Source organism: Rhizobacter sp. Root1238, assembly GCF_001425825.1.
In the GTDB taxonomy this organism is placed as follows: Bacteria; Pseudomonadota; Gammaproteobacteria; order Burkholderiales; family Burkholderiaceae_C; genus Rhizobacter.
This window is the reverse complement of sequence record NZ_LMDM01000001.1, coordinates 427,191-451,636: the sequence shown is the minus strand read 5'-3', so window position 1 is coordinate 451,636 and position 24,446 is coordinate 427,191. Positions and strand designations below refer to the sequence as shown.

Annotated in this window: 21 protein-coding genes; 10 read left to right on the top strand and 11 right to left on the bottom strand. The window is 69.6% G+C overall.

The window, feature by feature from the left end:
* Positions 1-59 precede the first annotated feature (59 nt).
* Positions 60-2,735, bottom strand: coding sequence for a DNA topoisomerase III (locus tag ASC98_RS02120; protein WP_082541814.1), 2,676 nt, complete (start codon positions 2,733-2,735; stop codon positions 60-62).
* 186 nt (positions 2,736-2,921) lie between these two features.
* Here ASC98_RS02120 and ASC98_RS02115 point away from each other — a divergent pair, with 186 nt between their 5' ends.
* Genes ASC98_RS02115 through ASC98_RS02105 form a run of 3 tightly spaced genes read left to right on the top strand, consistent with a single transcriptional unit; the run spans position 2,922 to position 5,111 of the window.
* On the top strand, positions 2,922-3,395 hold the full coding sequence (locus ASC98_RS02115) for an SET domain-containing protein (protein ID WP_056803783.1): 474 nt from the start codon (positions 2,922-2,924) through the stop codon (positions 3,393-3,395).
* Positions 3,396-3,432: 37 nt separating this feature from the next.
* On the top strand, positions 3,433-4,446 hold the full coding sequence (locus ASC98_RS02110; protein WP_082541812.1) for a biotin--[acetyl-CoA-carboxylase] ligase: 1,014 nt from the start codon (positions 3,433-3,435) through the stop codon (positions 4,444-4,446).
* Positions 4,446-5,111, top strand: a complete 666-nt coding sequence (locus ASC98_RS02105) for a hypothetical protein (protein ID WP_056803780.1) — start codon at positions 4,446-4,448, stop codon at positions 5,109-5,111. Before ASC98_RS02110 ends, ASC98_RS02105 begins: the two co-directional genes overlap by 1 nt.
* A 34-nt stretch (positions 5,112-5,145) precedes the next feature.
* On the opposite strand, the gene ASC98_RS02100 is transcribed toward ASC98_RS02105, so the two are convergent.
* From ASC98_RS02100 to tkt, 5 genes are all read right to left on the bottom strand, one after another.
* Positions 5,146-6,933, bottom strand: coding sequence for a S8 family peptidase (locus ASC98_RS02100; RefSeq protein ID WP_057480036.1), 1,788 nt, complete (start codon positions 6,931-6,933; stop codon positions 5,146-5,148).
* Positions 6,934-6,994: 61 nt separating this feature from the next.
* The gene (locus ASC98_RS02095; RefSeq protein ID WP_082541810.1) at positions 6,995-8,977 is read right to left on the bottom strand and encodes a S8 family peptidase; all 1,983 of its coding nucleotides are present in this window, start codon (positions 8,975-8,977) and stop codon (positions 6,995-6,997) included.
* Between the two features lie 207 nt (positions 8,978-9,184).
* Positions 9,185-10,183 (bottom strand): type I glyceraldehyde-3-phosphate dehydrogenase, encoded by a 999-nt coding sequence (gap, locus tag ASC98_RS02090; RefSeq protein WP_056803769.1) that lies wholly within the window; start codon positions 10,181-10,183, stop codon positions 9,185-9,187.
* Between the two features lie 38 nt (positions 10,184-10,221).
* Positions 10,222-10,899: a TonB family protein gene (locus ASC98_RS02085; protein ID WP_082541809.1), complete on the bottom strand. Its 678-nt coding sequence runs from the start codon at positions 10,897-10,899 to the stop codon at positions 10,222-10,224.
* A gap of 3 nt (positions 10,900-10,902) precedes the next feature.
* Positions 10,903-12,960, bottom strand: a complete 2,058-nt coding sequence (tkt, locus tag ASC98_RS02080; RefSeq protein WP_056803762.1) for a transketolase — start codon at positions 12,958-12,960, stop codon at positions 10,903-10,905.
* A gap of 81 nt (positions 12,961-13,041) precedes the next feature.
* On the opposite strand from tkt, the gene speD reads away from it, so the two are divergent.
* Both speD and murU read left to right on the top strand, forming a co-directional pair.
* Positions 13,042-13,404 (top strand): adenosylmethionine decarboxylase, encoded by a 363-nt coding sequence (gene speD, locus ASC98_RS02075; protein WP_056803759.1) that lies wholly within the window; start codon positions 13,042-13,044, stop codon positions 13,402-13,404.
* A gap of 8 nt (positions 13,405-13,412) precedes the next feature.
* On the top strand, positions 13,413-14,117 hold the full coding sequence (gene murU / locus ASC98_RS02070; RefSeq protein WP_157597852.1) for an N-acetylmuramate alpha-1-phosphate uridylyltransferase MurU: 705 nt from the start codon (positions 13,413-13,415) through the stop codon (positions 14,115-14,117).
* Here murU and ASC98_RS02065 read toward each other — a convergent pair.
* A complete protein-coding gene (locus ASC98_RS02065; protein ID WP_056803753.1) occupies positions 14,104-15,423 on the bottom strand; it encodes an NAD(P)/FAD-dependent oxidoreductase in 1,320 nt (439 codons plus the stop codon). The genes murU and ASC98_RS02065 overlap by 14 nt on opposite strands.
* Before the next feature lie 175 nt (positions 15,424-15,598).
* Here ASC98_RS02065 and ASC98_RS02060 point away from each other — a divergent pair, with 175 nt between their 5' ends.
* A complete protein-coding gene (locus ASC98_RS02060) occupies positions 15,599-16,057 on the top strand; it encodes a hypothetical protein (RefSeq protein WP_056803750.1) in 459 nt (152 codons plus the stop codon).
* The gene (locus tag ASC98_RS02055) at positions 16,054-16,623 is read left to right on the top strand and encodes a DUF6036 family nucleotidyltransferase (protein WP_056803746.1); all 570 of its coding nucleotides are present in this window, start codon (positions 16,054-16,056) and stop codon (positions 16,621-16,623) included. The genes ASC98_RS02060 and ASC98_RS02055 overlap by 4 nt, the downstream gene beginning before the upstream one ends.
* 10 nt (positions 16,624-16,633) lie before the next feature.
* On the opposite strand, the gene ASC98_RS02050 is transcribed toward ASC98_RS02055, so the two are convergent.
* Positions 16,634-17,614 (bottom strand): aldo/keto reductase, encoded by a 981-nt coding sequence (locus ASC98_RS02050; RefSeq protein ID WP_056803743.1) that lies wholly within the window; start codon positions 17,612-17,614, stop codon positions 16,634-16,636.
* 156 nt (positions 17,615-17,770) lie between these two features.
* On the opposite strand from ASC98_RS02050, the gene ASC98_RS02045 reads away from it, so the two are divergent.
* The 3 genes from ASC98_RS02045 to ASC98_RS02035 are packed head-to-tail and all read left to right on the top strand — an operon-like array spanning position 17,771 to position 21,657.
* Positions 17,771-18,745 carry a hypothetical protein gene (locus tag ASC98_RS02045; RefSeq protein WP_056803741.1) on the top strand — a complete coding sequence of 325 codons (975 nt, stop codon included), beginning with the start codon at positions 17,771-17,773 and terminating at the stop codon, positions 18,743-18,745.
* Between the two features lie 26 nt (positions 18,746-18,771).
* Positions 18,772-20,160, top strand: a complete 1,389-nt coding sequence (locus ASC98_RS02040) for an aminopeptidase P N-terminal domain-containing protein (protein WP_056803738.1) — start codon at positions 18,772-18,774, stop codon at positions 20,158-20,160.
* Positions 20,161-20,187: 27 nt separating this feature from the next.
* A complete protein-coding gene (locus tag ASC98_RS02035) occupies positions 20,188-21,657 on the top strand; it encodes a diguanylate cyclase (protein ID WP_056803735.1) in 1,470 nt (489 codons plus the stop codon).
* Between the two features lie 4 nt (positions 21,658-21,661).
* On the opposite strand, the gene ASC98_RS02030 is transcribed toward ASC98_RS02035, so the two are convergent.
* From ASC98_RS02030 to ASC98_RS02020, 3 genes are read right to left on the bottom strand one after another with little or no spacing between them, the layout of a single operon-like run.
* On the bottom strand, positions 21,662-22,954 hold the full coding sequence (locus ASC98_RS02030) for a TRAP transporter large permease (RefSeq protein ID WP_056803732.1): 1,293 nt from the start codon (positions 22,952-22,954) through the stop codon (positions 21,662-21,664).
* Positions 22,951-23,436: a TRAP transporter small permease gene (locus ASC98_RS02025; protein WP_056803729.1), complete on the bottom strand. Its 486-nt coding sequence runs from the start codon at positions 23,434-23,436 to the stop codon at positions 22,951-22,953. Before ASC98_RS02025 ends, ASC98_RS02030 begins: the two co-directional genes overlap by 4 nt.
* Positions 23,436-24,434 (bottom strand): sialic acid TRAP transporter substrate-binding protein SiaP, encoded by a 999-nt coding sequence (locus ASC98_RS02020; RefSeq protein ID WP_056803725.1) that lies wholly within the window; start codon positions 24,432-24,434, stop codon positions 23,436-23,438. Before ASC98_RS02020 ends, ASC98_RS02025 begins: the two co-directional genes overlap by 1 nt.
* Between the last annotated feature and the right edge of the window lie 12 nt (positions 24,435-24,446).

The window sequence follows — 24,446 nt, the reverse complement described above, 5'->3', positions numbered from 1 at the left end:
CAAATGTCGTGACAAAGGAATGAATGAATACCTACCAGTAACGTTCAGGCCCGCTCGGTTCAAGCGCCGTCGTCGGCGGCCTTCTTCGTCACCTTGCGGACGGCCTTCTTCGCGGGGGCTTTCGCCGCGGCGGGTGCCTTGGCTTCCGCCTCGGCGGCCGGTGCGGCGGCGGCCTTCGCAGCCGCCCCCTTGGCCGGCGGCTTCGCGGCGCGCGGTTCGAACTCGAAGCTGACCTTGCCTTCCTTCTTGTCGAACGCCAGGAAGGCCTTGAACTTGCGCCGCGTCTTGTTCGAGACGAAGTTCTCCAGCAGGTCGGTCTTGCCGGTGGCGAGCAGCTTGCTCATCTGCTCGCGGGCCACCGGCTGCTGCAGGATGATCTTGCCGCTCTTGAAATCGCAGGTGATGTGCGCGCCCACCGCATGCTCGCAGACGTAGGAGCTGCCGAACTCGAACACCCGGCCCTGGCACTTCGGGCAGTGGCCCAGGCTCTCCTGGTCGGAGAAGTCGACCGGCTCGCCGGCCTCGGCGTTCTTCGCGTCCTCGCCGAAATCGAACTCGAGCTTCCAGTTCTTGATCTCGTCGTCGAAGGCCAGCTTCAGCTCGGCGGTGAACGGCCAGCCGGCCTTCGAGCGGAAGCCCTCGAGCGGACCGATCTTCTTGTCGGCGATGAAGCGCTCGACCTCGTCGAGCTCGAAGCTGCGCCCGCCCGGGATCTTGCTGATCGAGAAGCCGCAGCCGTTGTCCTCGGCCGGGCTGGTGCCGACGCAGGTGAAGCGGCGGTAGTTCTCCTTCACGACGCCGCCGCAGTTGGGGCAGGGCGTTTTCAGGGTCGCGTAGTCGCCGGGGATGGTGTCGCGGTCGTACTCCTTGGCCTTCGCGACGATGCGCTGCGTCATCGCGGCGATCTCGGCCATGAAAGTCTCGCGGCTGAGCTTGCCCTTCTCCATCTCGGACAGCTGGAACTCCCAGTTGCCGGTCAGTTCGGGCTTGGTCAGGTCCTCGACGCCCAGCCCGCGCAGCAGCGTGGTCAGCTGGAAGGCCTTCGCGGTCGGGATCAGTTCGCGGCCTTCGCGGTGCATGTACTTCTCGAGGATCAGCCCTTCGATGATGGCCGCGCGCGTGGCCGGCGTGCCCAGGCCCTTCTCCTGCATCGCCTCGCGCAGCTCGTCGTCGTCGATCAGCTTGCCGGCGCCTTCCATCGCCGACAGCAGCGTCGCCTCGCTGTAGCGCGCCGGCGGCCGGGTCTTCATCGGGTTGACGGCCACGTCTTCGGTGCGCACCATCTCGCCCGGCGCCACCGCCACCAGGTTGGCGTCGTCCTCCTGCGCCTCGCGGCCGTACACCGCGAGCCAGCCCGGTTTCACCATCACCTTGCCGTTGGTCTGGAAGCTGTGCTCCTTGCCGGCCGCCTTCACGGTGCTGATGCGGGTCGTGACCATGAACTCGGCCGACGGGTAGAACACCGCGAGGAAGCGCTTGACGACCATGTCGTACAGCTTGGCCTCGACCTCGGTCAGGCTGCGCGGCGCCTGCAGCGTCGGGATGATCGCGAAGTGGTCCGACACCTTCGCGTTGTCGAAGATGCGCTTGTTCGGCTTCACGTAGCCTTCCTTCAGCGCCTTCGCGGCATGCGCCGACAGCGGGCGCAACGGGCCCGGCATGTCGTCGGTGGCCAGCATCTGCATCGTGTCCTTCACGACGGCGACATAGTCCTCGGGCAGGTGCTTGCTGTCGGTCCGCGGGTAGGTCAGCACCTTGTGCTTCTCGTACAGCGCCTGCGCGATGCTGAGCGTGGTCTTCGCGCTGAAGCCGAAGCGGCCGTTGGCCTCGCGCTGCAGCGTCGTCAGGTCGTACAGGCCGGGGGCGCTCTGCGTGCTGGGCTTGGCCTCTTCGGTGACGCTGGCCGGCTGGCCGCGCGCGGCTTCGGCGATCGCGTTCGCATCGGCCGCGTTCCACAGGCGGTCGGCGCGCTGCTCGGCGTCGTCCGGGTTCTTCTTCCACTTCGGGTCGAACCACTTGCCTTCGTACTCGCCGGCCTGTGCCGCAAAGCTGGCCTTCAGCTCCCAGTAGTCGCGCGAGACGTGCTTGCGGATCTTTTCCTCGCGCTCGACGACGATCGACAGCGTGGGCGTCTGGACGCGCCCGACGGTGGTCAGGAAGAAGCCGCCGTCGCGCGAATTGAAGGCCGTCATCGCCCGCGTGCCGTTGATGCCGACCAGCCAGTCGGCCTCGGAGCGGCTGCGCGCCGCCTGCGCCAGGCCCTGCAGGCTCTCGTCGCTGCGCAGGTTCTCGAAGCCGTCGCGGATGGCCGCCGGCGTCATGCTCTGCAGCCACAGCCGGCGCACCGGGTGCTTGCTCTTCGCGTGCTGCTGGATGAGCCGGAAGATCAGCTCGCCCTCGCGCCCCGCGTCGCAGGCGTTGATCAGGTCGGTGACGTCCTTTCGCTTGACCAGCTTGACGATCGCATTCAGCCGCCCCTTGCTCTTGTCGATCGGGTTCAGATCGAAGTGCGGCGGGATCACCGGCAGGTTCGCGAAGCTCCACTTGCCGCGCTTCACGTCGAACTCCTCCGGCGCCTTGATTTCCAGCAGGTGGCCGACGGCGGAGGTCACGATGTGGTGCTCGCCTTCGAAGTACTCGTCGTGCTTGTCGAACTTGCCCACGGTGGGCGTCAACGCGCGCACGATGTCCTGGGCGACGGAGGGCTTCTCGGCAATGATCAGTGACTTGCTCATGGGACTTTCTGGTGATGGCTCGGCCGGGGTCGGCGCGTGCTCTCTACAATCCGGGCTTCTCGCGCGCATGCACGCATGCGCAGGCACGCGCGCGCACCCATGAATTCAATGTACCCAAAGAAATCGATGACGCAAGCCGGCACCGCCAAGTCCCCTCGGTCCAGACCGACCCCCGCGCCGACACCCGTGAAGGCTGCGGGCCAGGCGGCTGCCGCCGGCCGGCGCATCCAGGTGCGCCGCTCCGGCGTGCACGGCAAGGGCGTGTTCGCGATCGCCCCGATCGCCCGCGGCGAGGTCGTCATCGAGTACAAGGGCGAGGTCATTCCGTGGGAAGAGGCGCTGCGCCGCCACCCGCACGACCCGAAGGACCCGAACCACACCTTCTACTTCCAGCTCGACGGCGACATGGCGATCGACGCCAAGTACGGTGGCAACGCGGCGCGCTGGATCAACCATGCCTGCACGCCGAACTGCGAATCCGACGAGATCGACGGCCGGGTGTTCATCAAGGCCCGGCGCGCCATCAAGCCGGGCGAGGAACTGTTCTACGACTACGGCCTGATCATCGACGAGCGCTACACGCCGAAGCTGAAGAAGGAATACGAATGCCGCTGCGGCACCCGCAACTGCCGCGGCACGATGCTGGCCCCCAAGCGCTGACCCGCTGGGACGTCGAAAGCCGAACGCCGAGACTGCGATGAGCGACCTCCCCGAAGACGACACCCCCGATCCGACGCTGCCCGCGCCGACGCCGCAGCACTGGGGCGCCGAGGCGCTGTGGCAGCAGCTCGAGCCGCTGCTGCCGGGGTTGAGCGTCGAGGTGGTCGCGCGCATCTCGTCGACCAACACCGCGCTGCTCGAACGCGCCCGCGTCAACATGAGCGCGATCGACGAGGCCGCGGCCGAGCTGGTGCAGGTGCGCCGCAGCGTCGAGAGCGCCGCGTTCGGCCGGCGTGCCGCCGATGTGCAGCCCTGCCTGCTGGTGGCCGAGCACCAGACCGGCGGGCGCGGCCGCATGGGCCGGGTCTGGAAGGCCGCGCCGGTCGCGTCGCTGACCTTCTCGCTGTCGCTGCCGATGAACCCGCCCGACTGGTCCGGGCTGTCGCTGGCGGTCGGCGTCGCGCTGGCCGAAGCGCTCGACCCGCGCACGCCGGGCGACACGAGCGCACCGCGCATCGGCCTGAAGTGGCCCAACGACCTGTGGCTGATGGAGCCCGGCGCCGAGACCGGTGCCCTCGCGCAGCCCGGCAGCCGGCTGGGCCGCAAGCTCGGCGGCGTGCTGATCGAGACGGTGGCCGCCGGCAAGCGGCGGCTCGCGGTGATCGGCATCGGCATCAACGTGCAGCCGATGCATGCCACCACCGAGCTGAACACCGGCTACGGCTGCGTGCAGGAGCTCGACGCCACGCTGACCGCCCCGGCCACGCTGGCGCGCGTCGCGCTGCCGCTGGTGAAGGCGCTGATCGAATTCAACCGGCGCGGCTTCGGTGCCTTCGTCGACCGCTTCGCGGAGCGCGACCTGCTGCGCGGCCGCGCGATCACGACGACGCAGCCCGACGTGGCCGAGGGCATCGCCGACGGCGTCAGCGCCAACGGCATGCTGCGCGTGATCACCGTCGACGGCCCGCGCGAGGTCGGCAGCGGCGAGGTCAGCGTGCGCCTGACGCCGTCCGACGGCGGCGCGCCCGACGTGCCGGCCGAGGACGCCTGATGCTGCGTGCGGTCGTGCTGTTGCTGGTGCTCGCGAACCTGGGCTTCTGGGCCTGGACGCAGGGGCAGCTCGACGGCGTGGTCGGCGTGCGCGCGCAAGGCGACCGCGAGCCCGAGCGGCTGGCGCGCCAGGTGCGGGCCGACAGCGTGCACATCCTGCCGTCGAGCACGGCGTCGGCGCCGGCCGGCGGCCCCGGCGAGCCGGCGCTGGCCTGCCTGGAGGCCGGCCCCTACACGCCGGCGCAGATCGCCAGCGCCGAATCCGCGCTGCAGAGCGCGTTGCCGCCCGGCAGCTGGAGCAGCGTGAGGAACGAGCTGCCGGCGGTCTGGATGGTCTACATGGGCAAGTTCCCGAACCGCGAAGGCCTGCAGAAGAAGGAAGACGAGCTGAAGCGGATGAAGGTGCCGTACGAAGAACTGCGCAACGCGCCGGAGTTCGAGGTCGGCCTGTCGCTCGGCCGTTTCGACAACAGGGATTCGGCCGAGAAGGCGCTGGCCGAGCTGACGCAGCGCGGCGTGCGCACCGCCCGCGTCGCGCAGCTGTCGGCGCCCGGCGTCAGCCATTCGCTGCGCATCCCGCGCGCGGACGACGCGCTGTGGGCGCAGGTGATGGCACTGAAATCCGACGCGCTGCTCGGCCGCCCGTTCGGCAGCTGCGCGAGGTAGAACCGTAGCCCGGATGACGATCCGGGTCCGTGGATCAAACCGGCGCAGTACGTCGCAGCGCCACCACCGCCGCCAGCAGCCCCAGCAGCCAGCCGAATCCCAGCGCCCCGCCACCATCCCCCGGCGGGTTGATCGGCGGCGTCACCGGATCGCTTTCGCCGTTGCCCGGCAGGTCCTGGCCCTGGGCCGCCGCGGCCCGCAGCGCCGGCGTGTCGATCACGACCGACGACCAGTTCGGCGCGGTGTAGCCGGTCGGGTTCGCCGCATACACCAGCGCCTGCGCCGCATCCATCAGCCCGGCGCCGCAGGTGCTCGTCGTGCAGATGCAGCGCCCCGGGTTCGCGTTCGCACACGCCCCGACCACCGGCGACGTGACGTGCGGCCGCGCGCTGCGCTTGAGCCCGTCGATCAGCTGCGCGGTCGTGAGGTTCGGGTTGACGCTGACCATCAGGCTCAGCACGCCGGACACCAGCGGCGTCGAGAAGCTGGTGCCGAACACGTTGACGTAGTTGCCGGTGCCCGGGTTGCTGGAGCCGCTGTTGCTGATCGTCAGCAGCCCGTCGTCGTTGACCGTGCTGCCCCAGGCGCCGATCTGCGAGCTGTCGCCGCCGACCGTCGCGATCTGGATGCTCGGGCCGAAGTTCGAATAGCTGGCCTTGAAGCCGTCGCGGTTCACCGCGGCGACGCCGACCACGCCGCTGCAGTTGGCCGGTCGCGTCACGCCGCCGCTTTCGTTGCCGGCTGGCGCAACCACCACGGTCTTCACCGCGGCCAGGTCGTCGATCGCGCTCTGGTAGGCGGCGTTGCAGGCACTGCTGCCGCCGAAGCTCAGGTTGATCACGCGCGCCGGGTGCGGGTTGACCGGGATCGTGTTGTTGCTGCTGTCCAGCACCGACAGGCCGGCGGCCCAGCGCATGCCGTCGACGATGTCGCCGACCGTCGCGCCGCACTTGCCGGAGATGCGCACCGGCAGCACCCGGCTGGTCCAGTTGACGCCGGCCACGCCGACGCCGTCGTTGCTGGACGCCGCCGCGATGCCGGCCGTCGTGGTGCCGTGCCACGAGCTGTCCTCGACGCCGCAGCCGGCGAACGCGGGGTCGCCCAGGTCGGCCTGCGTGACCCAGTCGCCGGGATCGCTCGGGTCGGTGTCCCAGCCGTTGCCGTCATTCGAGTACTCGATCTCCGAGACGAAATCGCGTCCCGGCCAATAGCGTGCGGCCGACAGGTCGGGGTGAACCGTCACGCCCGAATCGAGGATCGCGATCGTGACCGCGGCATTGCCGGTGCTCGTGTCCCACGCACCCTGCACCCCCGGCACGCCGCGCATGCGGTCGACCGCAGCGTTCAGGTTCGAGCCGCTGACCGGCTGCAACCACCATTGCCCGGTGGTGCCGGCGGTCTTCGGGAAGCGCGGGTCGTTCGGCAGCGCCAGCCGGCGCTCCAGGTCGTTGGTGACGACCCATTCGACCTCCGGCTGCGCGCGCAGCCTGGCGGCCATCGCCGCAGCCTCGCCGGCCGTCAGCACGTGGTCGAAATCGACCCGCTGCGCCGCGCGCCCGTTCGGCGAGATCTTCAGCGCGGTGAGGCCCGACGCGCGCATCACGCCCTGCAGCCGTTCGGTGCCCGCCTTCGTCGCGCCGAGGGCCGCGGCCTGCTCGTGCGACGGCGCATCCTTCAGCTTGACCAGCAGCCCGAGCGCGCGCGGCGCGGTCGCCGTGGTCGTCAAAAGCCGTTCGGGCTGGGGCGAGGCGGCCGCGGCGTGGCCGGCGGCCAGGGCCCCGAGCACCGCGACGGCGCAAGGGAGTGTCAGAAAGTGGCGCATGGGGTGTCTCCGTCGAGCGGAGATCATGCCCCAATGCCGTGCTTCAAGTTGTGTGCAAGGGCTAGCGGCGGATGACGCGACGACGACGCGCGCGCGACGACCGCTGCAGCGCCAGCACCGCCGCCAGCAGCCCGGCCAGCCACGGCCAGCCGAGGGCGCCGCCGCCGCTGTCGCCGCTGGACGCGGTGGTCGAAGGGCCCGGCGCGGGGGGCAACCTCGGCGTCGTGCCCGCGCTCACCGTGACCGACGCGGTGCTGGTGGCTTGCGCCGCGGCGTCGTCGGTGACGGTCAGGCTCACGGTGAAGCTGCCGGCCGCCGTGGTCGCGAGCGTCGCGGTCGCGGCATTGGTCGCGCTGGTGAAGCTGGCGATGTCGCTGCCGGCGGTCAGCGTCCACTGGTAGCCGGTGATCGCATGGCCGGCTGGTGCCGACGAGCCGCTGCCGTCCAGCGTGATCGAAGCGCCGGGCGTCGTGCGGGACGAGCCGGCATCGATGCGCGCCACCACCTGGGCCACCGCGGTCACCGCCGCCCCGGCGTCCAGCAGGCCGGCGCCGCAGGTGGTCGTCGTGCAGTAGCACTCGGCGCTCTGCGCGGTCGCCGACGGCGCCTTGCAGGCCGCCACGCCGGCGCCCGCCCCGGTGCTCGGGAACGCACGCGCGGTGCTCTTCAGCACGCCGATCGCTTGCGCAGGCGTCAGGCTCGGGTTGGCGGAGAACATCAGCCCCAACGTGCCGGCCACCAGCGGCGTCGAGAAGCTGGTGCCCAGCGACGGGTTCGCGCTGTCGGTGTAGGCGCTGGCGACCGGCGTGGTGCTGCCGGTGTTCGTGGTCGTCAGGATCGGGTACAGGCAGGCGCCGCTCGTGTTGACGCAGTTGCCGGCGGGCGCGGCGATCGTCAGCTCCGGCCCGAGGCTCGAGAAGCCGACCTTGGTGCCGCTGTGGCGCACGCCGGCCACGCCGACGACGCCGGGGCAGTTGGCCGGCACGTTGACCGCGAGGCCGTCGTTGCCGGCCGCGGCCACGACGACGACACCGGCGGTGGTCAGCTCGGTCATTGCGTCCTTGTAGGCCTGCGAGCAGGTGCCCTCCCCCCCGAGGCTCAGGCTCAGCACCTTGGCCGGGTGGGCATTCGTCGCCACCCCGGCCACCCCGAGACCGGCGGCCCAGCGCATCGCCGCGATGATGTCGCTGTCGGTGCCGCCGCACTTGCCGAGCACGCGCACCGGCAGCACCTTGACGTCGCGTCCGATGCTGGCCATGCCGCTGCCGTTGTTGGTCGACGCGCCGACCAGCCCGGCCGTCTGCGTGCCGTGCCAGCTGCTGCCCTCGACACCGCAGCCGGCGAAGTCACCGCTCGCGTCCTCGGTCGACGAGATCCAGTCGCCGGGATCGCTCGGGTCGCTGTCGCGGCCGTTGCCGTCGTTCGCGGTGGCGGCGTCGCTGACGAAGTCGTAGCCGGGCAGCAGCTTGCTGGCGAGTTCCGGGTGGTCGGGGCGGATGCCGGTGTCCAGCACCGCAACGACGACGCTGCTGCTGCCGGTGGTGATGCCCCAGGCCGTCTCGGCGTTGATGGCCGAGACCAGGCTGGCGGTCGATGCGCGCAGGTACCACTGACCGGCGGTCGGCGACACGCTCGCGCCGCCGGCGTACAGCGGATCGTTCGGCGCGGCGAACGCGCGGCGCCGGCCGTCCGGCACGGCGTATTCGACATCGGACAACGCCGACAGGCGCGCCGCCAGGTCGGCCGAACTGAGCCCGCTCGCCTTCACGACCTGGCTGCGCGCCGTCAGCGCATGGCCGTCGCTGAGCGCGAGGCCGAGCCGCTGCGACAGCGCCTGCGCCTGCTGCGGCGCGGCCTGCGCGCTGCCGCTGGCAACCGACAGCGCCCGCATCGCGCTCGAATCGGCCTTGAACTTGACGATGACCCGCGCCTGCATCTCGGCCGGGATCTTGTGCACGGCGGGCGCCTGTTCGGCGGCCGACGCCGCTGGCGCGAACGCCACGGCCAGCAACGAGGCGATGCAGCAGGAAATGAGTCGCGTCATGGGACAGCCTGAAGGGGCTCGCAGCCCGGAACGGCCAGTGTAGGCATCGGCCGTGTGTCCAGGGGTGAACCGGACATCGGCCGACACGCTTGGAGACAACTCGGTTTCACGGACCGTGCAGATGCAACGGATCGGCGGGCCGGCCCATGAAAAAAGGCCTCCCGGGGGAGGCCTTTCGCGGTCGCGCTGCGCTGCGGCAGCCGACACTCACTTCGAGATCACGCGGACCATCTCGAGCACCTTGTTCGAGTAGCCCCATTCGTTGTCGTACCAGGCCACCAGCTTCACGAAGGTGCTGTCGAGCGCGATGCCGGCATCGGCGTCGAAGATCGAGGTGCGCGGGTCGCCGCGGAAGTCGGTCGCGACGACCTTGTCCTCGGTGTAGCCGAGGATGCCCTTCAGCGCGCCTTCGGACTGCGCCTTGAACTCGGCGCAGATCTCCTTGTAGCTCGCTTCCTTGTTCAGCTCGACCGTCAGGTCGACCACCGAGACGTCGGAGGTCGGCACGCGGAACGACATGCCGGTGATCTTCTTGTTCAGCTCGGGGATCACGACGCCGACGGCCTTGGCCGCGCCGGTCGACGACGGGATGATGTTCTCGAGGATGCCGCGGCCGCCGCGCCAGTCCTTGTTGCTCGGGCCGTCGACCGTCTTCTGCGTCGCGGTGGTGGCGTGCACCGTGGTCATCAGGCCGCGCTTGATGCCCCACTTGTCGTTCAGCACCTTGGCCAGCGGGGCCAGGCAGTTGGTGGTGCACGAGGCGTTGGAGATGATGTCCTCGCCCTTGTAGGTCTTGTCGTTGACGCCGAACACGAACATCGGCGTGTCGTCCTTCGACGGCCCGGTCATCACGACCTTCTTGCCGCCGGCGGCGATGTGCTTGGACGCGGTGTCCTTGGTCAGGAAGATGCCGGTGCCCTCGACGATGATGTCGGCGCCGACCTCGCCCCACTTCAGTTCGGCCGGGTCCTTGACGGCGCTCAGGCGGATCTTCTTGCCGTTGACGATCAGCGTGTTGCCGTCGACCTCCACCGTGCCGTCGAAGCGGCCGTGCACCGAGTCGTACTGCAGCATGTACGCGAGGTAGTCGGGCTCGAGCAGGTCGTTGATCGCGACCACCTCGATGTCCTTGAAGTTCTGGACGGCCGCGCGGAACACCATGCGCCCGATGCGGCCGAAGCCGTTGATGCCGATCTTGATGGTCATGAGATCTCCTTGGGGTGAAGCTGAGCGACGGCCGTCGATCAGTTGATTTTGAAACTGAATGCCCGGTCGACCGAGAAGGGATCGCCCGGTTTGAACTTGTAGGCCAGCATGGTCGCCATGGCGATCGCATCGAGCTTGGTATCGCCGGACGATTGCAGCATGCTGACCATCTCCACCGAGCCCGAGTCGTTCACGCGGGCTCGCAAGTTGGTGACGCCCTCGAAGGCGTATGCCAAGTGGACACCAGGAATCGCAGGGGCATGGATCAACCTCTCCGCGATGGCGGCGGCAGCCGCGGCCGGATCGGTGCGAGCCAAGCTCTCCGCATTCCAGCTGAGCACCGCGGTGTCCTGGTAGCTGCGTCCCTTGTCACGCTCCCATTCGAACCCTTTCGGCAGGTGGTAGCGGGACGAATTCACTCTCTCGACCACGGCCGCATCGATGATCTCGTCGCCGCTGCTCTGATAGACGCAGTCGACCGCAACCTTGCCTGATGCATCGATCAAGTGATACTGAAAGCCGACAGTACCTTCATGGCCGGCAGCAAACGCCGCCTCCGGGTACTTGAATGGCGGTCCGCTTCGGCGAGCGAGCGAAGGCACGTCCAGCATCGACGCGCAGCGTGTTGGCGCTGCTTGCCCCCACGCGGCACTCACGAAGAGCACGCTTGCAAGGCCGGAGAACGCTGCCCACCGACGCTTGTCGACCGCACCCATCACTTACTTGCCGAGCACGACACGCACGGTGTCGGCCACGTTTTCCGGCGTGAAGTGGAAGTGCTTGAACAGCACCGGCGCCGGCGCCGATTCGCCATAGGTGTCGATGCCGACCACCGCCGCGACGCCGTACTTCCACCAGCCGTCGCTGACGCCCATCTCGACCGCGATGCGCGGCAGGCCCTGCGGCAGCACGCTGGTCTTGTAGGCGGGGGTCTGGCGGTCGAACACCGAGGTGCTGGGCATGCTGACGACGCGCACCGCGATGGCGCCGTTCTCGGGCTTCGCGAGCAGCTGCTGCGCGTGCAGCGCGAGCTGCACTTCCGAGCCGGTCGCGATGATCACCGCCTGCGCCTTCTTCTTCAGGCCCACCTCGCTCGGCTCGGCCAGCACGTAGCCGCCCTTCTTGAGGGTGTCGACCGCCGCCTGCGGCTGGCCGGCCTGGAACTCGGCCTTCGGCGCGTACGGCAGGTTCTGGCGCGACAGCAGCAGCGCGCTCGGGCGGTTGCTGTTCTCGATCGCGCTGGCCCAGGCCACGGCGGTTTCGGCGGTGTCGGCCGGGCGCCAGACGTCCAGCCCGGGGATCAGGCGCAGCGCCGCGGCATGCTCGACCGACTGGTGGGTCGGGCCGTCTTCGCCGAGGCCGATGCTGTCGTGCGTGAACACGTGGATCACGCGGATCTTCATCAGCGCGGCCATGCGGATCGCGTTGCGGCTGTAGTCGCTGAACGTCAGGAAGGTGCCGCCGTACGGGATGAAGCCGCCGTGCAGCGCGATGCCGTTCATGATCGCGGCCATGCCGAACTCGCGCACGCCGTAGTTGATGTGGCGCCCGCCGTTCGACGCGCCGTCGGCCTCGAAGCGCAGCGGCGGCGTGCTGCTGGTGTTGGTCAGGTTCGAGCCGGTCAGGTCGGCGCTGCCGCCGAGCAGCTCTGGCAGCGCCTTCGTGAACGATTCGAGTGCGATCTGGCTCGCCTTGCGGCTGGCCACGTTCTCGGCCTTGGCGTTCGCCGCCAGCGCGGTGTCGAGCACCGTCTGCGCGAAGTTCTTCGGCAGCTCGTGCGCGGTGCGGCGGATGAACTCGACCGCCAGTTCCGGGAACGCCTTCGAGTAGGCCTCGAACGCGTCGACCCACTGCGTCTCGGCGGCCAGGCCGTCGGCGCGGCTGTCCCACTCCTCGTAGGCTTGCTCGGGGATCACGAACGGTTCATAGGTCCAGCCGAGGGCTTCGCGGGTCAGCTTGATCTCGTCGGCGCCCAGCGCCTCGCCGTGCGCCTTCGAGGTGCCGCCGCGGTTCGGCGAGCCCTTGCCGATGGTCGTCTTGCAGCAGATCAGCGTCGGCTTGTCGGCCTTCTTCGCGGCGGCGATCGCGGCATCGACCGCGTTCACGTCTTGCCCGTCGACGGCAGCGATCACGTTCCAGCCGTAGGCCTCGAAGCGCTTCGGCGTGTCGTCGATGAACCACGGCGCGACCTTGCCGTCGATCGAGATGCCGTTGTCGTCGTACAGCGCGATCAGCTTGTTCAGGCGCCAGGCGCCGGCCAGCGCGGCGGCTTCATGGCTGATGCCTTCCATCAGGCAGCCGTCGCCGAGGAACACGTAGGTGTGGTGGTCGACGATCGCGTGGCCGTCGCGGTTGAATTCGTGGGCCAGCAGCTTCTCGGCCAGCGCCATGCCGACGGCATTGGTGACGCCCTGCCCGAGCGGGCCGGTGGTGGTCTCGACGCCCGGCGTGTAGCCCACTTCGGGGTGGCCGGGGGTCTTGCTGTGCAGCTGGCGGAAGTTGCGCAGCTCGCTCATCGGCAGGTCGTAGCCGGTCAGGTGCAGCAGCGCGTACAGGATCATCGACGCGTGGCCGTTGCTCAGCACGAAGCGGTCGCGGTTGGCCCAGTGCGGGTTGGCCGGGTTGTGGCGCAGGTGCCGGCCCCACAGTGCGACCGCCATGTCGGCCATGCCCATCGGGGCGCCCGGATGACCTGAATTGGCCTGCTGGACGGCGTCCATCGCCAGGGCGCGGATGGCGTTCGCCATCAAGGTGGTGTCGTGGGCGGGGGCAGTCATGCCGGGCGGCTCCTGGGGTTGGTCTGGCGGGTGGAGAGGGGGCGAAACGCGGCATTTTAGGCGCCACCGATAATCCCGCCGATGCAAGGCCTGCACCTCACCGCCGACCTGCGCGGCTGCGCCACCGGCAACCCCGCGATGACCGACCCCGACGCGCTGCGCCGGTGCTGCCTCGCGGCCGTCGCGGCGGCCGCGCTGCGGCCGGTCGGCGAGCTGTTCCACCGCTTCCCGGCACCGGGCGGCGTGACCGGCGTCGTGCTGCTGGCCGAGTCCCACCTGGCGGTGCACACCTGGCCCGAGCTGGACGCGGTGACGCTGGACGTCTACGTCTGCAACCTGGGCGCCGACAATTCGGCCCGGGCGCAGGCGCTGCTCGATGCGTTGCTCGGGGTGTTCGAGCCGGCCCGGGTGCAACGCCAATCGCTGCTGCGAGGGGTCGAATGAAACCAGGCATGAAAGCCATCATCCTGGCCGCCGGCCGCGGCGAACGCATGCGGCCGCTGACCGATGCGCTGCCGAAGCCGCTGCTGGCGGTGCACGGCAAGCCGCTGATCGAATGGCACCTGGAGGCGCTGGCGCGCGACGGCGTGCACGACGTGGTGATCAACACCGCGTGGCTGGAAGACCTGATCCCCGCCGCGCTCGGCGACGGCAGCCGCTGGGGGCTGCGCATCCGCTACTCGATGGAAGGCCGCGACCACGGCGGCGCGCTCGAGACGGCCGGTGGCATCGCGAAGGCGCTGCCGCTGTTGGTCGACCATCCCGATGAGTGCTTCTGGGTTGTCTCGGGCGACATCCATGCGCCGGGCTTCCGCTTTGACGCAGCCCAAGGCGAGCGCTTCGCGGCCGGGTCGCTGCTGGCGCACCTGTGGCTGGTGCCGAACCCGGCCTTCCATGCGAAGGGCGATTTCGGGCTCGACGCCGAGGGCTTCGGACTGGCCGACTCTGCGGGGCCGGATGGCCTGCGCTGGACCTACGCCAACCTCGCGCTGTGCCGCGCGTCGCTGTGCGCCGGCATCGCGGCGGGAACGAAGGCGGCGCTCGGCCCGCTGCTGTTCGCCGGCATGCGCGAGCGGCGCATCAGCGCCGAGGTGTGGCGCGGCGCGTGGGAAAACGTCGGCACGCCGGCGCAGCTCGCTGCGCTCAATGCAGCTTGATCTTCGGACGATACGTGCGATCAAGGAATTCCGACAGCGTCACCAGCACCATCCGCCAGAAGCCGCCGAGCGCCATCTGGTGCTGCTTGTGCAGCGCCCAGTACATGAACTGCGCGAGCCGGCCTTCGATGAACAGGCTGCCGCGCGTCAGGCTGCCCATCAGGCTGCCGACCGACGAGTACTCCGACAGCGACACCAGCGAGCCCTTGTCGCTGAACACGAACGGCTTCACCGGCTGGCCGGCCAGCAGCTTCGGGATCGCCTTCACCAGGTACATCGCCTGCTGGTAGGCGGCCTGCGCGCGCGGCGGCACCCAGGTGCCGTCGGGCTGCTGGCAGGCTGCGCAGTCGCCGAACGCGAAGATGGCCGGGTCGCGCGTGGTCTGCAGGTTGCCGTTGACCACCAGCTGGTTGAGCTTGTTGGTCTCCAGCGGCTCAATGCCCGGCGCACCCCCCAGCGTGCGCAGGAAATCCGCCGCCTTCACGCCGGCCGCCCACACCGTCAGGTCGGAGCCGATCACCTTGCCGCTGGCCATCCGCAGGCTGTCGGCGGTCACCTCGACCACGCGCTCGTTGGTGTGCACCTCGATCGCCAGCTTGCGCAGCTCGCGCACCGCCGCTTCGCTCAGGCGCGCGGGCAGTTGCGACAGCAGCCGCGGCGCCGCCTCGACCAGCACGATCTGCAGGTCTTTCTCGGGGTGGATGTGGTCGAAACCGTAGTTCGCCAGCACGCGCGCGGCGGCATGCAGCTCGGCCGCCAGCTCGACGCCGGTGGCGCCGCCGCCGACGATCGCCACCGTCAGCCGGCCGCTGCCGGCCGCGCGCGGTACGCTCTGCGCGCGGATGCAGGCGTTGATCAGCCGGTCGTTGAAGCGCTTGGCGGCCGGCGGGCTGTCGAGCTTGATGGTGTGCTCGGCCGCGCCCGCGGTGCCGAAGTCGTTGGTCTGGCTGCCGACCGCGATCACCAGCGTGTCATAGGCCAGCGTCTGCGCCGGCGTGATCTCGCGGCCGGCCTCGTCGAAGCTCGCGTCGAGCTGCACCGTCTTCGCGGCGCGGTCGACGCCCGACAGCCGGCCGAGCCGGAACTTGAAGTGGTGGCCGCGCGCCTGCGCCAGGAACTCGATCTCTTCGGCGTGGGTGTCGAAGCTGCCGGCCGCGAGCTGGTGCAGCAGCGGCTTCCAGACGTGCGTACGTGCCGCGTCGACCAGCGTGATCTCCGCCAGTCCCTTGCGCCCGAGCGACTTGCCCAGCTGCGTGGCCAAGGCCAGGCCCCCGGCGCCCCCACCGACGATCACGATCCGTTGCATGCGACGCCTTTGTTGTGCTGATCCAGGCCGAGGGTATCAGCCAGCGGTTGGTCGCTGCGTGTGTGACATCGGCAGTGCCCGCGGGTACCGCCCTGCGGAATCCAGGTTGGTGTCGAATTTAAAGACATGTTGTCTAATTTGATCAAAAATGAACAAATCCTCAGGTGGGCATGTCATGAAGCAGTTCTCCTCCACGCACGCGAAGCAGTACTTCGGCGAAGTGATGAAGGCGGCCGGGCAGGCCCCAGTGGCCATCGAGCGTTACGGCAAGGTCGAAGCCATCGTCGCCGCGCCTCAGTTCTTTCAGGCAGCCGGAGCCGACGTGGCCGCGGAGCGCCGGCACATCCGCCTTCAACAGGCGATGGTCGAGAAAGACCGCCTCATCCGGCATCAGCGCATTGCGCTGGATCTGGTGACTGCCAACCCCAAGACCCGCGACGCGATGATCGGCGAGGCAGTGAAGGTCGTCGAACGGTGGCGGCGTGAACGGCTGTGCAGCGATGACTACATTGATCGCTGGTCAGCGATCCTTCGGCAACCTGTGCGCCAGATGGCGCAGACGATGATCTCGGACGCCGATGGCTGGGGCACGGCACTTCGCCAGAACTCGCCTTGGGTGGGGCTGCACGCGTGAACCTGAACGCGCTGTTCGCGTTGCTCGACGAGGCCCGGCGGCTGTCGGGGCATCTCGATTTCGTCGTGATCGGCAGCCTGTCGATCCTCGGTCTCGCAGAGCATTTCAATGTTCCGGCCGGCATGACCCTGTCCAACGACCTCGACTGCTACACGCGGGACGATCCGCGCCGCATCTTCGATGTGCTCGCTGCGCTCGGCGAAAACTCGGCCTATCACCAGAAATCCGGCTACTACCTGGACGGTGTCCGCCCAGGACTGGCCAGCTTGCCGTCCGGCTGGGAACAACGGCTGATCAAGGTGGAACGCAGCGGGCTGCGAGCGTGGTTTCTGGATCCCAACGATGCCGCCTTGTCCAAATACGCGCGTGGCGAGCGCCGCGATCAGCGTTGGATCCGTGCCGGCATCGAGGCTGGCGTCGTGTCGCTGGCGATGGTGAAGTCGCGTTTTGGCAGCACAAACTTCCTGGACGACGACGAGCGGGACCAGGCGCGACAGCGGGTGGACGCCGACCAGGCCTGGATCGACGGGGCCACCGGTTCCAGCCAGGAGCCCGAGAGCTCCTGACCCGAACAAGTCAAGCCGCGAACGGCATCGTGATCTCGTCGATCTTCGCCAGCACCTCCGGCGTCAGCTTCGGCGTGATCGCCAACGCGCCGAGGTTGTCCTGCAGCTGCGACAGCTTCGACGCACCCAGGATCACCGTGCTGACGCGCGGGTTGCGGTTGACCCAGGCCACCGCCAGCTGCGCCAGGTTGCCGCCCAGGTCGAGGGCGATCGGCTCCAGCTTCGCGACCGCGGCGTTCTTGTCGGCATCGGTCAGCCCCTTCAACAGGAAGCCCATGCCTTCGAGCGCGCCACGGCTGCCCTGCGGCACGCCGCTGCGGTACTTGCCGGTCAGCAGCCCGCTGGCCAGCGGGCTCCAGGTCGTCAGGCCCAGTCCGATGTCGTCGTACAAGCGGGCGTACTCCTGCTCGACGCGCTGGCGGTGGAACAGGTGGTACTGCGGCTGCTCCATCACCGGCTTGTGCAGGTGGTGGCGCTCGGCGATGTCGTAGGCGGCGCGGATCTCGGCGGCGCTCCACTCGCTGGTGCCCCAGTACAAGGCCTTGCCGCGGGTGATCATGTCGCTCATCGCCCAGACCGTCTCCTCGATCGGCGTGTGCGGGTCGGGCCGGTGGCAGTACACCAGGTCGATGTGCTCCAGCTGCATGCGCTTGAGCGAGCCGTCGATCGCCTGCGTCAGGTACTTGCGGTTCAGCGTGTCGCGCCGGTTGACGGTGTTGCCCTCGCGGTCCAGGCCCCAGAAGAACTTGGTCGACACGACGTAGTTCAGGCGCGGCCACTTCAGCCGGCGGAACGCCTCGCCCATCACGACTTCGCTCTGGCCGGCGGCGTAGGCTTCGGCGTTGTCGAAGAAATTGACGCCGGCGTCGAAGGCCGCGGCGAGCATTTCGGCGGCCGAGCCGGTGTCCACCTGGTTGTGGTACGTGACCCACGAGCCCAGCGACAGCTCGCTGACCTGCAGGCCGCTGCGGCCCAATCGACGGTATTTCATCGCTACACCTCGTTAAGAATTGCGGCATCTTAGCCACAGCCCCGCGTCGATTCGCGCACGCGACGCGAGCCCCGGGACGCCATGCGGGTACTGTGGCAGCCCGGTTTCTCGTCGTCCCTCTTTGCGGGCGCTGCGCTTCGCGTTACCGTCGCGTCCGTGATCAAGTTTCCCCGCCCCCGCTCCCTCCTGCTGCCGCTGGCGCTCTGTGCGCCGCTCAGCCCTTCGATGGCCGCCACCGCCGCCCGCGCCAGCGGCCTCGCGTCGTTCAGCACCTGGCTGCTGCTGCCCTTCCTGGTCGCGTTCGCGGTCGCCGGCCACATCCTGATCGGCCGCGGGGCGAAGGCGCTGACCGCATCCTTCCAGCCGCTGGCCAGCGGCGAACTCGAACTCGCCAGCTACGACCGCAACGTCTACGGCACCTCCGACCGCGCGATGCTCGAAGTCGTGGTCGTCCCGATCGTCGCCGGCCTGGTGATCTGGCTCGGCACCGCGCTGTCGTTCGGCTGGCTGATCTTCGTCGGCATCCTCGGCGTGCTCGGCGCGGTCGCCTTCGACATGGCGCGCTGGGAGCGCGTCAGCGTCAGCGCGAGCTACGTCTGGTTCCAGCGCGGCTTCGCCGGCAAGGTGCACCAGGTGGCGATCGAGAACATCCGCGACGTCAGCGTGGTCGAGGAAGACGGCACGCTGCCGACGCTGCGTCACCTGAACAACAACCGCGTCTGCCGGCTGCTGATGCGCATGACCGACAAGCGCGCCGTGGCCCTGCCGAAGACCGACGCCGAAACCCAGCTCGATGCGGTCGAGAACGCGGCCAACCAGATCCGCTGGCGCCAGCAGGCCCTGCTCGACAAGCAGAACGACAAGCGGGGCGACGCGGCGGCCGGCGAGAGGGGCGGCAGGAGCGAGAGGCACGAGAAGGGCGCGAGCACCCGACCGGGCCCGCTGGACACGCGCCCCGGCGCGCCGGACACCCGGCCCGGCGACGCTCCCGACCCCGACGGCGGCCGCATCCCGACCGCCGGCGACAAGGAAATGCTGCGCGAGCTGCGCCGCCTGCGCAAGCAGCGCGCCGCGGCCGCCGCCGCGGACCCCGCCCAGCCGCCCAAGGCCCGCGCGGACAGCGAGTCCTGACGCCCCGGCGCACCGCCCGCCCACCGATGCGCACCCCACCCTTCCGCCGTCGCCGCGCCGAGCTGGCCCGCCGCCTCGCCGCGGCCGGTGGCGGCATGGCGATCGTGCCGACCGCGCCAATGCAGATGCGCAACGGCGACAACGAGCACCCGTTCCGCCACTGCAGCCACTTCCACTACCTGAGCGGCTTCGACGAGCCGCACAGCTGCCTGGTGCTGCATGCCGACGGCTGCAGCGAGCTGTTCTGCCACGCCGCCAACGCCGAGCGCTCGGTGTGGGAAGGGCCGATGCTCGGGCCGGAGGCCGCGCCGCAGGCGCTCGGCGTCGACCTGGCCTGGCCGATCGAGCGCCTCGACGAGCTGCTGCCCGAGCTGATGGGCCGGGTGCGCAACGTCTGGACGCTGTTCACCGTGCCGAGCGGGATCGACCAGCGCCTGCCCGGCTGGCTGGCCCGCGCCCGCACGCGCGCCGGCCTCGGCGCCGAGGGCCCGGTGCACCGCGACCTCGGCCCGCTGCTCGACGAGATGCGCCTGATCAAGGACGCCGACGAGATCGACACGATGCGCCGCGCCGCGGCGATCTCGGCCGGCGCCCATGCGCGGGCGATGCGCTACTGCGGGCAGCGCTTCCGCGCCGACCCGGCGGCGGCCGTGCGCGAGTACGAGATCGAGGCCGAGCTGCTGCACGAGTTCCGCCGCCAGGGCGCGACCGGGCCGGCCTACGGCAGCATCGTCGCGGCCGGCGGCAACGCCTGCGTGCTGCACCACGCGGCCGGTCCCAGCGAGCTGCGCGCCGGCCAGCTGTGCCTGGTCGATGCCGGCTGCGAGCTGGACGGCTACGCGAGCGACGTCAGCCGCACCTTCCCGGCCGACGGCCGCTTCACCGGGCCGCAGCGGGCGCTGTACGACGTGGTGCTGGCCGCGCAGCAGGTGGCGGTGGCCGCGACGCGCCCCGGCAGCCGGCAGCGCGACGCCCACGAGGCGGCGGTGCGCGTGCTGTCCCAGGGCCTGCTCGACCACGGGCTGCTGGCGCGCGACCGCCATGGCGACGTCGACGCGGTGATGGCGAGCGGCGCCTACCGGCGCTTCTACATGCACGACACCGGCCACTGGCTCGGGCGCGACGTGCACGACGTCGGCGAGTACCTGTCGCTGCAGGAGCCGGCCGTCGACCAGCCGGATTTCCGCGGCGGGCGGGTCGTGCGCGCACCGTCGCGCCGGCTCGAATGCGGCATGGTCGTGACGCTGGAGCCCGGCCTGTACGTGCAGCCGGCGCCCGACGTGCCCGAGGCGTTCTGGAACATCGGCATCCGCATCGAGGACGATGCGGTCGTCATCCCGGGCGGCTGCGAGCTGATCAGCCGGGCGGTGCCGGTCGAGCCCGACGCCATCGAGGCGTGGATGAGCGCGCATTGAGGCACCTTCGCGCATGAACGGCATGCCATGAACGTCACCGAGACCCTGCCCCCCGCCGAACTGGCCAGCCTGTTCGAGCTCGCGCCGGTCTCGCTGTGGCTGGAGGACTACAGCGCGCTGCACGCGATGTTCGCGCGCTGGCGCACCGACGGCGTGACCGACCTGCGGGCGCACCTGCGGGCCGACCCGCGCCGCGTTGCCGAATGCTCGGCCTGCCTGCGCGTGCTGCAGGTGAACCGGCGCACGCTCGAGCTGTACGGCGCACGCGACCTGGCGCACCTGGTCGAGAACCTGCCGCGGGTCTTCCGCGACGACATGTTCGAGCAACTCGTCGAAGAACTGGCCGCGCTGTGGGACGGCCACACCCGCTTCACCAGCCAGACGGTGAACTACGCGCTCGACGGCCGGCGCCTCGACATCGTGCTGAACGCCACCGTGCTGCCCGGCCACGAGGCCGGCTGGGACCGCGTGCTGCTGTCGATCGAGGACGTGACCGAGCGCAGCGCCGCCGCCGAGGCGCTGCGCATGAGCGAGCTGTATGCGCGCGGGCTGTTCGAGCATTCGCCGGTGTCGTTGTGGGTCGAGGATTTCAGCAGCGTGAAGCGCCTGCTCGACGAGGCGCGCGCGCAGGGCATCAGCGACTTCCGGGTCTTCACCGACGTGCACCCGGAGTTCGTGACCCGCTGCCTGCAGGAAGTGCGCGTGGTCGACGTGAACCAGCAGACGCTGCGCATGTTCGGCGCGCCCGACCGCGACACCTTGCTCCGCCGGCTCGGCGACGTGTTCCGCGACGACATGACGGCGCACTTCGGCGAGCAGCTGCAGGAGCTGTGGAACGGCAAGACCACGCACCAGCGCGAGGTCGTCAACTACAACCTGGCCGGCGACCGGCTGCATGTCTACCTGCAGTTCTCGGTGCTGCCCGGCCACGAGGCCGACTGGGACCTGGTGCTGATCTCGCTGACCGACATCACTGCGCGCAAGCAGGCCGAGGCCTACCTCGAATTCCTCGGCAAGCACGACCCGCTGACCAAGCTGCGCAACCGGGCGTTCTTCGTCGACGAGATCAACCGGCTGGAGCGCAAGGGCCCGTGGCCGGTGACGGTGGTGGTCGCCGACCTGAACGGGCTGAAGACCATCAACGACACGCAGGGCCACGCGGCCGGCGATGCGCTGCTGCGGCGTGCCGGCGAGGTGCTGACGAAGGCGATCGACAAGCCGATGTGCGCCGCGCGCATCGGCGGCGACGAGTTCGCGCTGCTGCTGCCCGGCATGGACGCGCGCGCCGCGCAGCTGCTGCTGGACCGGCTGGCGTCGCTGTCGGAGCTGAACAACCAGTTCCATGGCACGACCACGCTGAGCTTCGCGCTGGGCATCGCGACCTGCGAAGCCGGCGGGCGCATCGAGGCCGCGGTCAACGAGGCCGATCACGCGATGTACGCGTCGAAGAAGGCGTTCTACGACCGCGCGGCGATGGATCGGCGCAAGGCGGGCTAGCGCGCTATCGGTACCCCATCGACTGCGGCAGCCACAGCACGATCTGCGGAAACAGCGTCATCGCGAGCAGCAGCGCCAGCAGCATCACGATGAACAGCCAGCCCTCGCGCAGCATGTCGCGGATCGGGATGCCGGTCAGCGCGTTGGTGACGAACAGCAGCATGCCGAACGGCGGATGGATCAGCCCGATCATCATGTTCAGCACGATCACCACGCCGAAGTGCACCAGGTCGATGCCCAGCGCCTTCACCATCGGCAGCAGGATCGGCACGAACACCAGCAGCAGCACCGAGATGTCCATGAAGCAGCCGAGCACCAGGAACAGCAGGTTCACCAGCAGCAGGAACGAGGTGCGGCCGAGCTCGAAGCTGGCCATCCAGGCCGCCAGCGACTGCGGCACGCCCTCGGCGGTGAATGCGTAGTTCATCATGAAGGCGCCGGCCAGGATCATCGTGATCACCGCGCTGGAACGCGTCGACTCCATCACCACGCCCCACAGCGTGCGCCAGCTCAGCGCCCGGTAGACCACGCCGGCCAGCAGCAGTGCATGCAAGGCCGCCACCGCGGCGGCTTCGGTCGGCGTGAAGATGCCGGTGTAGATGCCGGTCAGCAGCAGCACCGGCAGCGACAGCGGCAGCGCGCCCCGCCACAAGATGAGCGGCCATTCGCGCAGCGGCACCTTGTCCTCGCGCGGCATGTTGCGCCGCGTCGCGATGAAATGCACCACGCCCATCATCAGCAGCGCCATCAGCACGCCCGGCACCACGCCGCCCAGGAACAGCGCGCCGACCGAGCTGCCCGACACCAGCGCATAGATCACCATCGGGATCGACGGCGGGATGATCGGCCCGAGCGTTGCGCTCGCCACCACCACCGCGCCGGCGAAGCCGGGCGTGTACTCCGGCTTCTTCAGCATCTGCCGGATCGTCACGAGGCCCGGCCCGGCCGCATCGGCGATCGCGCTGCCGCTCATGCCCGAGAACACCACGCTGACCAGGATGTCGACCTGCGCCAGCCCGCCGCGCAACCGGCCGACCAGGATGCGGCAGAAGTCGAAGATGCGCTCGCTGATGGTGCCGGCGTTCATCAGGTTGGCCGCGAAGATGAACAGCGGCACCGCCAGCAGCACGTAGCTGTTGTAAAGCCCATTCAGCACCTGCTCGGCCGCGAGCCCGACATCCTGCCGCTTGACGATCAGGTAGGCGATGCCGCTGCCGATCATCGAGAAGCCGATCGGCGCGCGCAGCACGAAGCCGGCGACCAGCACGCCGACCAAGGCCCACAGCGCCGCGGTCATGGTTTCACCTCGCCGCTCAATTCGTGGTCGAGCCCGCGCGCAAGGCGCCACAGCGTGAACGCACTGCGCGCCACCACCGACGCGAGCATGAACGCGAACGGCATGAACACCGCCATGAACGGCAGCCCGAGCACCGGCGTGCCCTCGCGCGCCATGAAGCGGATGTAGTCCCAGCTGGCCGGCAGCGCCCACAGCGCGAGGCCGCCGAACAGCAGCGCCGCGAGGCCACGGAACACGCGCCGCACGCCGGCCGGCATCGCGTTGTAGACCAGGTCGAAGGCGACGTGCTCGCGCTGCGGCACGACGAACGCGGTCGACCACAGGATCACCCAGACGTACAGCACCACCGCCAGCTCGTCGGTCCACGGCAGCGGCTGGTTGAAGCCGAAGCGCGCGGTGATCTGCACCAGGAACACCAGGAACAGCAACACGAACAGGCCGCCGCCGACCGCGTCGGCGCCCCGTTTCAGCCAGCGCCGCATCACGAGGTTCCGTTGATGCGCCCAAGCATCCCCTGCGGCCACGCCTTCGCCTGCTCCGACGCGGCATAGGCCTGCTGCACCGCGAGGCGGAAGGCCGCCACGTCCGGCGTCGTCACCTGCAGCCCCTGCTGCTTGAAGAACTCGACCAGCTGCGCTTCTTCCTGGATGCGGTGGTCGTTGTTGTAGCGGGCTGCCGCCTGGGCTGCCGCCTTCAGCTTCTGCCGCTGCGCCGGGCTCGCGGCGTTCCAGGTCGTGTCGGCGATCGCGATGAACAGGCCGTCGACCAGGTGGCTGGTCAGCACCAGCTGCTTCGTCACCTCGTAGAACTTGGCGGCGCGCACCGTCGGCAGCGGGTTGTCCTGGCCGTCGATGGTGCCGGTCTTCAGCCCCAGGTAGACCTCGCCGAAGGCCAGCGGCGTCGGCGTCGCGCCGAGCGCCTGGCCGAGGAACAGCCATTCCTTCGAGCCCGGCATGCGCAGCTTCACGCCCTTCAGGTCGGCCGGCGTCGTCACCTTGCGCACGTCGCGCAGGTTGACCTGGCGCGTGCCGAGATAGGCGGTGGCGAGCACGGTGACGCCGAGCTTGTCGGAGACGCGCTTGAACATCTCGTCGCCGATCGGCCCGTTGAACACCTTCTGCTGGTGCTGCGGGTCGCGCAGCATGTAGCCGGCGGTGAAGATCGAGAACTCCGGCAGCAGCTTCGCGATGTCGAAGGCCGAGATCGACGCCAGCTCCAGGTTGCCGCGCGCCATCGCGGCCGGCTCGGCGCCCTGCTTGAACAGCGCCGCGTTCAGGTTGACCTGCACCTCGAACTCGCCGGGGGCCGATTGAGCGAGCGTGTCCTTGAAGACGGTCCACATCTTCGCGTGCCAGTCGTCCGGCACCGCCGGGGTCGAGATGCGCAGCAGCGTCTTGCCGGCGGCCAGCGCCCCGTGCGAGGCCAGGCCGGACAACACCAGGCCGGCCGCCAGGCGGCGGCGCCGTGAATCGAAAGTCATGCAGTCTCCAGG

Excerpts from the sequence above, each read along its gene's own strand:
- ASC98_RS02020 (WP_056803725.1), bottom strand. The coding sequence starts at position 24,434 with ATGACTTTCGATTCACGGCGCCGCCGCCTGGCGGCCGGCCTGGTGTTG.
- ASC98_RS02030 (WP_056803732.1), bottom strand. The coding sequence starts at position 22,954 with ATGACCGCGGCGCTGTGGGCCTTGGTCGGCGTGCTGGTCGCCGGCTTC.
- tkt (WP_056803762.1), bottom strand. The coding sequence starts at position 12,960 with ATGACTGCCCCCGCCCACGACACCACCTTGATGGCGAACGCCATCCGC.
- ASC98_RS02085 (WP_082541809.1), bottom strand. The coding sequence starts at position 10,899 with ATGGGTGCGGTCGACAAGCGTCGGTGGGCAGCGTTCTCCGGCCTTGCA.
- ASC98_RS02120 (WP_082541814.1), bottom strand. The coding sequence starts at position 2,735 with ATGAGCAAGTCACTGATCATTGCCGAGAAGCCCTCCGTCGCCCAGGAC.
- ASC98_RS02060 (WP_056803750.1), top strand. The coding sequence starts at position 15,599 with ATGAAGCAGTTCTCCTCCACGCACGCGAAGCAGTACTTCGGCGAAGTG.
- ASC98_RS02040 (WP_056803738.1), top strand. The coding sequence starts at position 18,772 with ATGCGCACCCCACCCTTCCGCCGTCGCCGCGCCGAGCTGGCCCGCCGC.
- ASC98_RS02065 (WP_056803753.1), bottom strand. The coding sequence starts at position 15,423 with ATGCAACGGATCGTGATCGTCGGTGGGGGCGCCGGGGGCCTGGCCTTG.
- ASC98_RS02025 (WP_056803729.1), bottom strand. The coding sequence starts at position 23,436 with ATGCGGCGCTGGCTGAAACGGGGCGCCGACGCGGTCGGCGGCGGCCTG.
- ASC98_RS02105 (WP_056803780.1), top strand. The coding sequence starts at position 4,446 with ATGCTGCGTGCGGTCGTGCTGTTGCTGGTGCTCGCGAACCTGGGCTTC.
- ASC98_RS02035 (WP_056803735.1), top strand. The coding sequence starts at position 20,188 with ATGAACGTCACCGAGACCCTGCCCCCCGCCGAACTGGCCAGCCTGTTC.
- ASC98_RS02050 (WP_056803743.1), bottom strand. The coding sequence starts at position 17,614 with ATGAAATACCGTCGATTGGGCCGCAGCGGCCTGCAGGTCAGCGAGCTG.
- ASC98_RS02095 (WP_082541810.1), bottom strand. The coding sequence starts at position 8,977 with ATGACGCGACTCATTTCCTGCTGCATCGCCTCGTTGCTGGCCGTGGCG.
- gap (WP_056803769.1), bottom strand. The coding sequence starts at position 10,183 with ATGACCATCAAGATCGGCATCAACGGCTTCGGCCGCATCGGGCGCATG.
- speD (WP_056803759.1), top strand. The coding sequence starts at position 13,042 with ATGCAAGGCCTGCACCTCACCGCCGACCTGCGCGGCTGCGCCACCGGC.
- ASC98_RS02100 (WP_057480036.1), bottom strand. The coding sequence starts at position 6,933 with ATGCGCCACTTTCTGACACTCCCTTGCGCCGTCGCGGTGCTCGGGGCC.
- murU (WP_157597852.1), top strand. The coding sequence starts at position 13,413 with ATGAAAGCCATCATCCTGGCCGCCGGCCGCGGCGAACGCATGCGGCCG.
- ASC98_RS02110 (WP_082541812.1), top strand. The coding sequence starts at position 3,433 with ATGAGCGACCTCCCCGAAGACGACACCCCCGATCCGACGCTGCCCGCG.